This window comes from Shinella zoogloeoides (assembly GCF_003574625.1).
Lineage (GTDB): Bacteria > Pseudomonadota > Alphaproteobacteria > Rhizobiales > Rhizobiaceae > Shinella > Shinella zoogloeoides_A.
In genome coordinates this window covers 1-13654 of record NZ_QNUJ01000003.1, presented here as the reverse complement: position 1 = coordinate 13654, position 13654 = coordinate 1, and the positions used below count along the sequence as shown (strand labels likewise).

Below are 13654 nucleotides of genomic sequence, written 5' to 3'. Positions count from 1 at the left end.
ATGCCGGACGGCCTCAGGCCAGCCACCACCTTTCGGCCATCCGGAAGTTGTCGCATTGCAGCATGTTGCCGATCGGCCCGTGGCCGATCTTCTTCGATATGGCGTCGATGAACAGCGCATAGGCGATGACGAGCGCACCGCCGTCGTCGTGCAGCAATTGCTGCATCTCGGCATAGATCGCCTGGCGCTTGGCCGTGTCCGGCTCGGCCCGCCCGAGCACCAGTAGCTCGTCGAAGCGCGCGTTCTTCCAGGCCGTGTCGTTCCACGGCGCATTGCTGGCATAGGTGGTCGTGAAGAGGGAATCGCAGGTCGGCTTGCCCAGCCAGTCCACGCCGACGAAGGGCTTGTGCTGCCAGACATTGTCCCAGTAGCCGTCGTCGGCCTCGCGGATGACGTTGATCTCGATGCCGGCCTTGGCCGCGTGCTCCTTGAAGAGGAGGGCGGCGTCGATGGCGTTGGGGAACGCCGTCTCGGCGACGGAGAGGTCGAGCGTGAGGCTGGTCAGGCCGGCCTTCGCCAGATGCTCCTTCGCCTTCTCGATATTGTAGCTGTGCACCGGTTCCGGATTGACGGCGAAGGCGATCTGCGGGGCGACGGGATTGTCGTTCGCCACCTTGGCATTGCCGAGGAAGGCCTTGTTGATAATGTCCTCGCGGTCGATCGCGTATTTGATCGCCATCCGCACGTCGGGATTGTCGAAGGGGGCGACCGAGGTGTTCATGCTGAAGCTGAAGTGCCTGAGGCCGCTGACCTTCGAGATTTCGATCTCCGCATTGCGCTCCAGAAGCTTCAGCGTCTTGATGTCGGCATCGACCATATAGTCGATTTCACCCGTCAGGAGAGCGTTGGTGCGCGCCGCGACATCGATGATGTTGACGAATTCGACGGTGTCGAAATAGGGCTGGCCGGGCTTGTGGTAGTTCGGGTTGCGCTTCATCCGGACGCTGACGCCCGGCTGGGAATCCTCGATGATATAGGGGCCCGTCGCGACGCCGCGCGCCCAGTCCAGCCCGCCGCCGTCCTTGGCCGGCAGGACGACGAGGTGGCAGTCGGAGACGAGGTAGGGGAAATCCGCATTCCCGCCGGTGAGGGTGAAGACGATCGTATTGTCGCCGCCGTCCTTGATGTCGGCGATCCCCTCGACGAGCGCCTTCGCCGCCGAGCTCGACGACGGCCCCATGTGATGGCGGAAGGATTGGATCACGTCGTTCGCCGTGACCGGCTTGCCGTCGTGGAACTGCAGGTTCTGCCGCAGCTTGAAGGTCCAGACCTTGAGGTCGTCGGATGCTGAGAAGCTCTCCGCGAGGTCGGGCGTCGCCGTTCCGTCGGCGGCAAGCTCGGTCAGCGCGTTGCAAAGCGTGCCGCCGAAGACGACCTGCGTGAACGAGTTCTGCCAGGTGGCAGGATCGAGCGAGTCCGTCTGCGCGCCGTCGTTGATGGCGAAGCGCACCGATCCGCCCTGCTTCGGCGCGGCATGAGCGGCGCGCATGCCCACCGGCAGCAATGACGCGCCGAGGACCAGGGCGCCGACCCCGCCGATGAATTGACGGCGCGTGGCCGACGGAAAGCCGGCCTGCTGCGGAAGGTCTTTCTTGTCCTGCATCTCGTTCCCCTTTTTTCTGACGATAAGCCTGATGCGGCAATGCGGCGGACGACCTCGATGCCAGGCATCGGGCGTCGGTATTTTTCGGCCTGGGCCGGGCAAGCTGCCGATGCCGCCAATCTCCGCACTCCCTTGCGAAGGAAACGCCGGCTGACCGCTCCATCCGAGGCCACTATTATTGCACTAGATTGATTGGTCAATAAGATTTTGATCGGTCAATCAATTTTATGATTCAAAAAACTATTTGACGACAGTTGGTTAGGCGATTAAGAAAAAATGCATGGCAAAAAAAATAAAAGAGATATCAAGTCAAAGTTCGGTGCGGCGCCAGCAGCTTCTGGATGCGGCGCTCAGTGTCGTGGCGCGCCGGGGGCTCTCGGGCATCACGGTCAACGACATCGCCGACGAGGCCGGATGCAGCTACGGGGTGATCGCGTTTCACTTCAAGACGAAGGAGCGCCTTCTCCTTGCCGTGCTGGATCTGCTGGCCAGCAACTACGAAAAGATCTGGCTCGACGCGATGGCCTCCGCGGCGGCCTCGCCGGCCGAAAGGCTGCGGCTCCTCATCGATGTGGATTTCGATCCGCGCGTCGCCAAGACCAAGCACCTTGCCGTCTGGATGGCGTTCTGGGCGGAGGCGCCCCGCGTTCCCGCCTACAAGAAGCGGTGCAGCGAGCTGAAGTACCGCTCGCTCGACACGATGGTGACCCTGGTCACCGAGCTTGCCGCCGAGCGCGCGGTCACGGTCGATGCCATGGCGATCGCCCGGGGGCTCTATGCCATTACGGACGGCTGCTGGATCTTCAGCCACGTGACCGGCGAGAACAGCCCGCAGATGCGCGAGCGCTCGCGGCAGGTCTGCCTCACCTTCCTTTCCGCGTTCTTCCCGTCCGACTTCGCCGAGGCCGGGCAGGCCGTTCCGGCCTAGGCGCGCCGCGCCGGGGCACGACGACAAGCAAAGACGAAGCCAGCGGCCGCGCACCATCATGCCGGCCCGAACTATCGAATAGGAAAACATCATGTATGCCGAGACCGGATCGCAGTGGAACGTCGCCGAACTCGAAGATGCGGCGCATCGTCATCTGATCAGTCCCGCCGAGGAGATGTCGAAGCTGGGCACGTCCGGCGGCCGGCCGCTCTTCACCTCGGCCGATGGCATCTATATCCGCGACAGCCACGGCCGCACGCTGATCGACGGCCCCGGCGGCATGTGGTGCACGCAGGTCGGCTACAACAGCCAGCCGATCGCCGACGCCATCGCCGCCCAAGCCCTGCGCATCTGCTACAATTCCCCCTGGTATTCGATCAACGGCCCGGCATCGGAGCTCGCGCGGCGGATCGCCGCCTTCGCGCCGGGCGATCTCGACCATGTGTTCTTCACCACCGGCGGCTCGTCGGCGGTGGATTCGGCCCTGCGCTTCATGCAGTTCTACAACAACGTGCTCGGCCGCCCGGACAAGAAGGCCATCATCTGCCGCATCGACGGCTATCACGGCAGCACGCACCTGACGGCGGCCTGCTCGGGCCGGGCCGGCAACCGGCCAAACTTCGACCTCGCGCTCGACAACGTCTCCTTCATCTCCGCGCCCAACGTCTTCCGCCGTCCGCGCGGCATGAGCGAAGAGGCCTTCCTCGACATGCTGGTGGCGGAATTCGAGGAGCGGGTCGAGACGCTCGGCCCGGAAAATGTCGGCGCGTTCCTGGCCGAACCGCTGCTGGCGTCCGGCGGCATCCTCATTCCGCCGAAGGGCTACCACCGCCGCATCCTCGAGATCTGCCGCAGGCACGACATCCTCTACATCTCGGACGAGGTGGTGACGGGCTTCGGACGCTGCGGCCACTGGTTTGCCTCCGAGGAGGTGTTCGACATCGTGCCCGATATCATCACCTTCGCGAAGGGCGTCACCTCGGGCTATGTCCCGCTCGGCGGCTTCGTCATCTCCGACGCCGTGCTCGCCCGCGTCAGCGGCGAGAATGCCAGGGGCAGCTTCTACACCAACGGCTATACCTATAGCGGCCATCCGGTGAGCTGCGCGGCGGCGCTGGCCAATATCGACATCATCGAGGAGAAGGGCCTTCTCGCCCATGTCCGCGAGATCGCGCCCTATTTCCAGGAAGAGATCCGCAAGCTCGGCGAGCTTCCCCTGATCGGCGATGCCCGCGGCACGGGCCTCGTCGCCTGCGTCGAATGTGTCACGGACCCCGATGCGGAGGAGGCGACGGACTTCGACAAGGAGGTGGCGCTGCGCGTCGACCGCTACTGCTACGAAGGCGGCCTCATCGTCCGGCCCATCGGCAGCATGTGCGTCCTGTCGCCGGCGCTGATCATCACGCGCGAGCAGATCGACGACATGATGGCCATCCTGCGCGGCAGCATCGTCCGCGTGCAGGACGAGCTCAAGGCGGAAGGGCGCTGGTAGGGCGCTCGCCGCATGCAGTCGCGCCGGGCGCCCGCCCGGCGCCCTCGTTCCTTTTCGGGGATATTCCAATGGCCGTAACCCACGCCTCGCCCGCAGCCGCTACCGCCAGCAAGGACCCGCTGCTCCAGCCGCTGCGCATCAAGGGGCTCACCCTGCGCAACCGCATCATGAGCACCAGCCACGCGTCCTTCCTCGACGATGGCGGAATGCCGATGGAGCGCTACCAGCGCTATCATGAGGAGAAGGCCAAGGGCGGACTTGCGCTGACCAGTTTCGGCGGTTCCTCGATGGTGGACGTGGATTCGAGCTGGGGCAATGGCGGCCAGCTCAACCTCGCGACGGACGCGGTGATCCCCCACCTCCAGGCGTTCTCGCAGCGCATCCATGCACATGGCGCCGCGCTGATGTGCCAGATCTCGCATCTCGGCCGCCGGGCGGATGCCACCACCCTCAACTGGCTGCCGGCGCTCGCTCCCTCCCGCTCGCGCGAAACGCAGCACCGGGCGTTCTCGCGCGAGATGGACGAGCACGACATCCAGCGGATTGTCAAGGCCTATGGCGCGGCCGCCGAGCGATGCCGCGAGGGCGGCCTCGACGGCGTCGAGACGCTGACCGGCGGCCACCTCATCGGCCAGTTCTTTTCCCCGCGCACCAATTTCCGCTCCGACCGCTTCGGCGGCTCGGTGGAGAACCGCGTGCGCTTCGGCCTCATGGTCCACGAGGAGATCCGGCGCCGGCTCGGCGACGAGATGATCGTCAGCATGCGCTTCGTCATAGACGAGGCCAGCGAGGACGGCCTCAGCTTCGAGGACTGTCTGGAGATCGCGGCGATCTTCGAGCGCGAGGGACTGGTGGACGTCTTCAACTGCATCTTCGGCCGGATGGATACCGTCATCGCGCTCGCCGAGCACAACATGCCAGGCATGTCCCAGCCGCTGGCGCCGTTCCTGTCGCGGGTCGGCGCCTTCCGCCAGCATACGAAGCTGCCGGTTTTCCACGCCGCGCGCATCACGGATATCGCCACCGCGCGCCACGCGATCCGCGACGGCCTGCTCGACATGGTGGCGATGACCCGCGCGCACATGGCCGATCCCCAGATCGTCAACAAGATCATGCGCGGCGAGGAGGACCGGATACGGCCCTGCGTCGGCGCGTCCTATTGCATGCACAAGAAGGTGAACTGCATCCATAATCCCGCCTCCGGGCGGGAGACCACGATGCCGCAGATCATCGCTCCCGCCGCGCGAAAGCGCCGGGTAGTGATCGTCGGCGGCGGGCCGGCGGGGCTGGAGGCGGCGCGCGTCTCGGCCGAGCGCGGCCACGAGGTCCTGCTGTTCGAGGCCGGAAGCCAGCCGGGCGGGCAACTGCTCCTTGCCTGCCGCGCCCGCCAGCGCCGCGACCTCATCGGCATCATCGACTGGCGGACCGCCGAACTCGCCCGGCTCGGCGTGGAGATGCGCTGCGACACCTATGCGACCGCGGAGGACGTGCTCGCCGAAAACCCGGACGTCGTCATCGTCGCGACGGGCGGCCTGCCGGATGTCGACTGGCTCGATGGCGCGGAGCATTGCCAGACCGTCTGGGACGTCCTCAGCGCGACGACCGAGCGCTCGGGCGACATCATCGTCTATGACGGCACCGGCCGGCACGAGGGCATTTCCACGACGCTGCACCTGAAGGAACAGGGCTGCAACGTGCATCTCGTGACCATCGACGACAGCCTAGCGCAGGAGGTCGAATATTCGACGCGCGCCGTCTATCGCAAGCAGTTCCACGAGAGCGGTATCACCGCGACGATGGATCATCACCTCGTCAGGGTGAGCCGCAACGGCGCCAATGCGCTGACCGCCACCTTCCGCCACGAGCTGACGGGCGACCTTCTCGACATGACCGCCTCGCAGGTGGTCGTCGAGCGGGGCACCATGCCGCTCGACGAGGTGTTCCACGACCTCAAGGATCAATCGGTCAACGAAGGCGTGACGGACCTCGAAGCGTTGCTCGCCGGCACGCCGCAGCCGCGGCAGGGCGGCGCCGGCACCTTCGAGCTGCACCGGATCGGCGACGCCGTCGCCAGCCGGAACGTCCATGCCTCGATCTACGACGCGATGCGTCTCTGCATGGTGCTGTGATGGGCGGGCCGCAAGCCGTGCCGTTCGACGTCGCGGTCATCGGCGGCGGCATCACCGGGGCGAGCGCCGCGAACCATCTCGCCGCCGCGGGCTTCTCCACGGTCCTGCTCGAACGCGCGGATTTCGCCGGGGGAACGTCGAGCCGTTCCAGCCGGCTCCAGCATTGCGGGCTGACCTATTTCTCGCCGGGGCGGTCGATCTGGAATTTCCTGCGAAACCCCCGCATGGCCATCGAGCATATGGAGCTGGCGCGGCGCGCGATGCGCGACCGCTCCGGCTTCGTCAGGGCAACGCCCGCGCGGGCGAGGGCGATCGGCTTCTACATGCCGCTCTACAGGCGCGAGGGCATTCCGCTCTGGAAGGCCCGTATCGGCTTCGCCCTGCTGCGCGCGCTCGATCCCGGCGGCGTGCCGCTCGATTTCAAGCCGATGTCGGCGCGGGAGATCGCGGCAATGCCGGCGCTTTCGCATCTGCGCGACCGGCAGGACCTTTCCGGCGTCATCCGTTTCACCGAATACCAGTTCGACTGGCCCGAGCGCATATGCGTCGATACCGTGCTGAATGCCCGCGACCTCGGCGCCGTCACCCGCAACTATACCGAGGTCACGTCCGTTCGTCGCCAGCCGGACGGCCGCTGGCGGCTGGAGCTTCTGGACAGGCGCACGCAGGCGCGCGAGACGCTGGAGGCGCGCACCGTCGCCAATGCCGCCGGGGCCTGGGTCGATGGCATCGCCGCGGCCTCTGGCCTGCCGGTGCCGAAAATCAACCAGGGCCTCAAGGGAACGAATGTCGTGGTCCGCCTGCCGCCGGAATTCCGCGGCATCGCCATCGAGACGGCATTGCCGAACGGCGATCCCTTCTATGTCATTCCCTGGCGGGACCTCCACTATTTCGGCCCGCGCGACGAGCCGCATGAGCCCGAAGCCGCCGGCTTCAGGGCCGACGAGGCAACCATCCGGGGACTCCTCGACGATTTCAACTCGGTCTTCCCGGACATCGCGCTGAGCCGCAAGGACGTGCTCTACAGCTGGGCCGGGGTGCGCCCGCGCACGGCCCGCGCCGGCCACCCGGACGGCTGCGAGGCGGTGCTGCTGCACGACATGGCGCAACACGGCGCGCCCGGCTATTTCGTCTATACCGGCGGGCTCATCATGACGCACCGCCATGCCGGTGCGAGCATCGCGAAGGCGCTCTCCGGCCGGATGGCGCCGAGCGGCCCCGCGCGGGCGATCTCCCATGCCGCCCGGCAGTTCCCGCAGGCGGCCGGCGCCGGCATCTCCACAGGCGGAGAGGCGATCCCTCTGGATCACCTGCGGTTCTCCGCCGCGCACGAACAGGTCGTCAATCTCGACGACCTGATGTTCCGCCGCTTTCCCATCGGCTGGTCGGAGGGCATGGGGCTCGATGTTGCCGAGGCGGTGGCCGAGGGCGTCAGCGACGTCATGGGCTGGTCGCCCGCAGAGGTCGGCGCGCAGGTCCAGCGCTACCGCGCGCAGGTCGCGCATGATTTCGGAGTGGGGGAGCCATGCGCCTAGTCGACGGTCACGACGTTCATCGCCTTCTCGATTATCCATCGCTCGTCGCGGCGCTTCGCAAGGCCCATGGCGGCGCCATGCCCGATGCCGGCGAGCTCTATATGGGCGAACCCGGCGCGCCGGCCGGCGGCCGCGGGCTCATCATGCTGCCGGCCTGGAGCCGCGGGGAAATGCTGGGGGCCAAGCTCGTCAGCATCTTCCCCGGCAATCCGCAGGCGACGCCGCCGCATCCCGCCAACCAGGGCCTCTATGTCGCCTTCGACGGCGTGACCGGCGCGCCGGCCCTGGTCGCCGACGGAACCGCGCTGACGCTGCGCAAGACCGCCGCCGATTCCGCCCTCGGTGTGGACCTCCTCGCAAGGCCGGACGCCGCCACGCTCCTCGTCTTCGGCGCGGGCGCGCTCGTTCCCCATGTCGTCGAAGCCATTGTCAGCGTGCGCCCGGCGATCCGGCACGTCTGGATCTGGAACCGCACCGCCGACAAGGCCCGGCAGGTCGCGGCCGGCATGCGCATGGACGGCGTGCAGATAGAGGCCGTGGATGATCCCGATGCCGTCCTCCCGCTGGCCGACATCGTCTCGAGCGCCACCATGGCGACGACGCCGCTCGTCAAGGGCGCGCTCCTGAAGGAGGGATGCCATGTCGACCTCATCGGCGGCTGGCGGCCCGACATGCGCGAATCCGACGACGACGTCATTCGCCGCGCCACGCTCTTTGCCGATACGCGCGATCTCTGCCGCGATTGCGGCGACTTCCTCCAGCCGGTCGAAAAGGGCCTGATGACCTGGGCGAGCATCCGGGCGGACCTGTTCGACCTGTGCCGCGGCTCGCACGAGGGGAGGCGGTCCGCCGGCGAGATCACGCTGTTCAAGAATGCGGGCGGTGCCCATCTCGACCTCTTCACCGCGCAGGAACTCCTGCGTAGGGTGCGGTCGGAACCCGAATATTGATGCCACACGAAGGACGCAGGCCATGATCGACAGGACGGATTTCTACATCGACGGCAAATGGGTGGCGCCCGAGGCGGCAAGGCCGCTGCCGGTGATCAACCCCGCGACGGAGGAAGCCTATGCCACGATCTCGGCCGGCTCCGCCGCCGATATCGACAAGGCGGTCGCGGCGGCCCGCAGGGCCTTCGAGACCTGGAGCCGCACGACGCGGGAGGAACGCCTTTCCGCGATCGAGAGGATCGTCTCGATCTACCGGGCGCGCAGCGAGGAAATGGCCGAGACCATCTCGAAGGAGATGGGCGCTCCGATCCGGCTGGCGCGCGATGCGCAGGCCGCGGCAGGCCTCTTCCATATGGAGGCGTTCGTCAGGACGCTGCGGTCCTTCGCCTTCGAGCATCCGCTCGACGAGGCGAACCCGCAGGAAAGGATCGTCTACGAGCCCATCGGCGTCTGCGGGTTGATCACGCCATGGAACTGGCCGATGAACCAGATCGCCCTGAAGGTGATCCCGGCGATTGCCGCCGGCTGCACCGTCATCCTGAAGCCGTCCGAGATCGCCCCGATGTCGGCCATGCTGTTCGCGCAGATCGTCGACGAGGCGGGGCTGCCGGCCGGCGTCTTCAACCTCGTGAATGGCGAGGGCCATGTCGTCGGCGAGGCGCTTTCCGCCCATCCCGGCGTGGACATGATGTCGTTCACCGGGTCGACGCGCGCCGGCACGGCCGTGTCGCGGGCGGCGGCGGCCAACATCAAGCGGGTCTCGCTGGAGCTCGGCGGCAAGTCCCCCAACCTCGTCTTCGCCGATGCCGACCTTAAGGACGCCATCGGCCGCGGCCTTGCCCATTGCTTCCAGAACACCGGCCAGTCCTGCAACGCGCCGACGCGCATGCTCGTGGAGCGCCCGGTCTATGACGAGGCGGTGAGGCTCGCGGCCGGGATCGCCGAAGGCTATGCCGTCGACGATCCCGCGAAGGACGGCAGCCATATCGGCCCGCTCGTCTCCGAGGCGCAGTTCCACAAGGTGCAGACGCTGATCGAAGCCGGCATCGCCGAGGGTGCGAGGCTCGTGGCCGGCGGGCTCGGCCGGCCGGAAGGGCTGGAGCGCGGCTATTTCGTCCGTCCGACGGTCTTCGCCGACGTCCATAACGGGATGACGATCGCCCAGGAGGAGATCTTCGGGCCGGTGCTGGTCATGATCCCCTTCGACAGCGAGGACGAGGCCATCGGCATCGCCAACGACACGCCCTATGGCCTGTCCGGCTACGTCCAGACGGGCGACCCGGAAAAGGCCCGGCGTGTCGCCCGCCGCATCCGCGCCGGCATGGTGCAGATCAACGGCCGGAGCCGCCCCGCCGGAAGCCCCTTCGGCGGCTTCAAGCAGTCCGGCAATGGCCGGGAAGGCGGCAAATGGGGGCTGGAGGACTTCCTGGAGGTCAAGGCGATCAGCGGCTAGCGCCCGTCCGTAATCAGTGAATCGATTGCGATCACCTATCTTGAAGGCTGCGGGCGAAGGGTATCGCCCGCTTGCCCCTCTTGCCTATTTGAGCGTGACCCGCCGAAGCCCGGCGCTCGGGTGATACATCACTCGTTTGAAAATGCGGGTGGATCACGCCCGAATGGCAAAGATGGTCAAGGGCAGGGACAACCAACGATCAAGCTGCCCGCTTCGCCATCGCAAACAGCAATTTTCGCAACCGATGGCGCAGATGCGTGAAATCCTCGCGCTCGGTCTGCTCGATGCTGCGCGGGTGTGGAATATCCACGTCGATGATCTCCGCGATCCGTCCCGGATGCGGCGAGAAGACGACGATGCGGTCGGCAAGCAGCATCGCCTCGTCGATATCGTGCGTCACGAAGACCACGGTCTTCCTGTCCTCGGCGCACAGGTCGAGAAGCAGCGTCTGCATCTCCACCCGCGTCAGGGCGTCGAGCGCCCCGAAGGGCTCGTCCATCAGGAGGATGCGCGGATCGACCGCAAGGGCCCTTGCGATCGCGACACGCTGCTGCATGCCGCCCGACAGCTGCGAGGGATAGGACCCGGCGAACTTGCCGAGTGATACCTTCTCGAGCATCGTCGCCACCTTCTCGTCCCGCCGCGCCTTGCCCGCCTTCGCAAGATCGAGGCCGAAGCCGATATTCTCCGCGACGCTCAGCCAGGGAAAGGACGTATAGGACTGGAACACCATGCCGACGGACGGATCGCGTCCCTCCACCGGCCGCCCGCCGACGCTGATGCCCCCTTCGCTCACCGCGCTGAGGCCGGCGATCATGCGCAGGAGCGTGGACTTGCCGCAGCCGGAAGGGCCGAGGAAGACGACGAATTCGCCGTCCCGGATCGTCAGGGAGACCTTTTCGAGGGCGGTGACCATGGTCGCGCCCTCCCCGAAGGTCTTGGTCACCTGATGGATGTCGATGGCATTCGGCATGTCGGACCTCAGCTTCTTGCGCGCTGGAGATAGGGGAAGAGATAGCGGGCGCCCAGATTGAACAGCAGGTCGCTGATCAGGCCGATGCAGCCGATCGACAGGATGCCGACGAAGATCGTGGCGGTATCCATGAAGCGGGAGGCATTGAGGATGACATAGCCGACGCCGCTGGAGGCCGCGACGATTTCCGCGATCACGATATAGGTCCAGGCCCAGCCGAGCACGATCCTGAGATCGTTGAAGATCGATGGCTTGGCGGCCGGCAGGATCACCTTGAAGATGAGCTGGCCGGGCCTCGCGCCGAGCATGATCGCCGCCTCGATGAGCGCGATGGGAACCGACAGCGTGCTGACCATGACCATCAGGCACAGGGTGAAGAAGGTGCCGACGAAGATTACCGAGAACTTCTGCGTGTCGTCGATCCCAAGCCAGAGCACGAGGAGCGGAATGAAGGCCGTGGCGGGCATGTAGCGCGTGAACGCCAGGCACGGCTCCAGCAGCGAGCGGAAGAACTGCACCGAGCCCATCAGCAGGCCGAGCGGAACCGCGATGGCGGCGGCCAGGCAAAAGCCGACGAGCACGCGGTATATGCTGACGGCGATGTCCCACAGGAAGCCGTTGTGGACATACATCGCCCATGCGGTCGCAAGGACCTGCATCGGCTGCGGCAGGAAGAAATCGCTCACCCATCCCGTGCCGGATATGAGCGCCCAGACCGCCAGGATCAGGAGAAAGAAGGCGACGGAGAGGCTTGTCGTCGTCCGGGCCGCAAGCGGCTTGCGGATGGCGAAATATCTCTGCCGCTTCGGCCGGGCGGCGGCGGTCCGGGCTGCTGCGAGCCCGGCCGCCGGTGCGGTGTCGTTGAGCGCGTTCATGCTCTTGCGCCTCACTGCCCGAGCGCCGCGTCGAGCGGGCCGACGTCGACGACGCCGCTTGCGGCGAAATCGTCCTTCAGGAGGCCGGCCTGCTTGTAGAAGGCGATGCCGCGTTCGGTGACGTCGACCACCTGCCCCGCCTTGGCCGCAGAACCGATATAATCCCGGTTCTTCTCCCGGGAGACGAATTCGAGCCCGGCCAGCGAGGCGTTGAATTCATCGGCACCGATGCCGAGCGCCTTCGCCATCACGGCATTCGCCTCGTCGGGAGACGACTTCCAGTAGTCGTAGGCTTCGAAATAAGCCTTGATGAAGTTCTTGATGTCGTCCGGCCGCTCCTTGATCACATCCGAACGGAAGGCCACGGTATCGACGATCAGGCCCGGCTTGTCGGCCGTGCTGGCGAGAATATGGCCGCCTCGTTCCTTGGCCTTCGACAGCCACGGATCCCAGGTGGCGGCGGCATCCAGCCGGCCGGCCGCGAAGGCCGCGCCGGCATCCCCCGCGCGCATGGACTGGAGGTTGACGTCCTTCGTCGTCATGCCGTTGTCGGCCAGCATGTTGAGCATGAAGAAATAGGTGCTGGACCCCTCCTCCGCGCCGAGCTTGCGCCCCTTGAGGTCCGCGACGGTCTTCACGTCGCCGGCCGCGACGATGCCCTCCCCGCCCTTCGAGAAATCGACCGCCAGCACCTGTTTGATGCCGAGCTTGTCCGCATTGTAGAAGATGAACGTATCGACCGTCGTCGCCCAGCCGTCGAGGCGGCCGGTGGCGATGGCCGCCGCCGTCGAAGGCTTGTCCTGAACAGTCAGCAGCGAGACGTCGACGCCATTCTCCTTGAAGAACCCCTTCTGGTCCGCAAGGTGGAGCAGGCCATAGCCCACCCAGGTCGTCATGCCGACATTGAGCGGCTTGGTCTCGGCCGACGCCATCGACGCCGTCAGACATGAAAATACCAGCATCGTGCTTGCGATGAGCGTGCGCATTCGTGATCCCCTTGGCGAGCTTTTGCTTCTGGTTGGAAAGCTGTGTTTCAGCACGAGGATCGGACCACAGCCCGGCGCGAACTTTAAGCGAATGTTCGTCATCGATTTATGCAGGATGTCGTTTAATCCGCCGTGCAACGCCGCTCTTCTTCGACATTCGGCATGAATGCGAAACGGCCGCCCGGAAACCGGGCAGCCGCTTCGGATTGTCTGGAATGGGTCGCCCGCCTCAGGGCGCTTGGAGGACCCCGGTATCGAGGAACGTCTCGATGGCCCTGCACCACGGGGCGATGTCGATACCGTTCTGCGCCAGCCAGTCCGCGTTGAAATACGTCCCGGAATAGCGGTCGCCGCTGTCGCAGATCAGCGTGACGAGCGAACCCTCGCGGCCTTCCTTCATCATGCTGTCGGCAATCGAGATGAGGCCGAAGAAGTTCGTGCCCGTCGAGGCGCCGACGCGGCGGAACAGCCGGTCGGACAGCACATGCGCGGCGGCGATGGAGGCCGCGTCCGGCACCTTGATCATATGGTCGATGACCGTCGGGATGAAGGACGGCTCGACGCGCGGCCGGCCGACCCCCTCGATGCGCGACGGCGTCGTGCAGGTCGTTTCCATGTCGCCGCTCTTCCAGGCGTCGTAGAACACCGAGTTCTCGACATCCGTCACGCAGAGCCGCGTGGCGAGGTTGCGGTAGCGGATATAGCGCCCGATGGTCGCCGAGGTGCCGCC

The 13654-nt window shown here is 66.1% G+C and carries 11 protein-coding genes; 6 read left to right on the top strand and 5 right to left on the bottom strand.

The genetic code is table 11. The features are described 5' to 3' along the window. Positions 1-13 precede the first annotated feature (13 nt). Entirely contained in the window at positions 14-1603 is a 1590-nt protein-coding gene (locus DSD28_RS06105; protein WP_119255497.1) for an ABC transporter substrate-binding protein, read from the bottom strand. A gap of 280 nt (positions 1604-1883) precedes the next feature. Between DSD28_RS06105 and DSD28_RS06100 the strand changes: the two genes are divergently transcribed. The 6 genes from DSD28_RS06100 to DSD28_RS06075 all read left to right on the top strand — a co-directional run bounded on the left by DSD28_RS06100 (position 1884) and on the right by DSD28_RS06075 (position 10090). Beyond that, positions 1884-2531 (top strand): TetR family transcriptional regulator C-terminal domain-containing protein, encoded by a 648-nt coding sequence (locus DSD28_RS06100; protein WP_119255496.1) that lies wholly within the window; start codon positions 1884-1886, stop codon positions 2529-2531. 91 nt (positions 2532-2622) lie between these two features. Continuing rightward, entirely contained in the window at positions 2623-4023 is a 1401-nt protein-coding gene (locus tag DSD28_RS06095; RefSeq protein WP_119255495.1) for an aminotransferase, read from the top strand. A gap of 68 nt (positions 4024-4091) precedes the next feature. Next, the gene (locus DSD28_RS06090) at positions 4092-6152 is read left to right on the top strand and encodes an NADH:flavin oxidoreductase (RefSeq protein WP_119255494.1); all 2061 of its coding nucleotides are present in this window, start codon (positions 4092-4094) and stop codon (positions 6150-6152) included. Next, positions 6152-7687, top strand: coding sequence for an FAD-dependent oxidoreductase (locus DSD28_RS06085; RefSeq protein WP_119255493.1), 1536 nt, complete (start codon positions 6152-6154; stop codon positions 7685-7687). Before DSD28_RS06090 ends, DSD28_RS06085 begins: the two co-directional genes overlap by 1 nt. After that, positions 7678-8637 carry an ornithine cyclodeaminase family protein gene (locus DSD28_RS06080; RefSeq protein ID WP_119255492.1) on the top strand — a complete coding sequence of 320 codons (960 nt, stop codon included), beginning with the start codon at positions 7678-7680 and terminating at the stop codon, positions 8635-8637. Before DSD28_RS06085 ends, DSD28_RS06080 begins: the two co-directional genes overlap by 10 nt. Positions 8638-8659: 22 nt before the next feature. Continuing rightward, positions 8660-10090 carry an aldehyde dehydrogenase family protein gene (locus tag DSD28_RS06075; protein WP_119255491.1) on the top strand — a complete coding sequence of 477 codons (1431 nt, stop codon included), beginning with the start codon at positions 8660-8662 and terminating at the stop codon, positions 10088-10090. Between the two features lie 199 nt (positions 10091-10289). On the opposite strand, the gene DSD28_RS06070 is transcribed toward DSD28_RS06075, so the two are convergent. From DSD28_RS06070 to DSD28_RS06055, 4 genes are all read right to left on the bottom strand, one after another. Beyond that, the gene (locus DSD28_RS06070) at positions 10290-11063 is read right to left on the bottom strand and encodes an ABC transporter ATP-binding protein (protein ID WP_119255490.1); all 774 of its coding nucleotides are present in this window, start codon (positions 11061-11063) and stop codon (positions 10290-10292) included. Positions 11064-11071: 8 nt separating this feature from the next. Beyond that, complete coding sequence (locus DSD28_RS06065; protein WP_119255489.1) at positions 11072-11938, bottom strand: ABC transporter permease; 867 nt, start codon at positions 11936-11938, stop codon at positions 11072-11074. 11 nt (positions 11939-11949) lie between these two features. After that, a complete protein-coding gene (locus tag DSD28_RS06060) occupies positions 11950-12924 on the bottom strand; it encodes an ABC transporter substrate-binding protein (RefSeq protein ID WP_162911274.1) in 975 nt (324 codons plus the stop codon). A gap of 229 nt (positions 12925-13153) precedes the next feature. After that, the coding region (locus DSD28_RS06055) for a pyridoxal-phosphate dependent enzyme (protein WP_119254303.1) at positions 13154-13654 on the bottom strand (501 nt) is incomplete at its 5' end.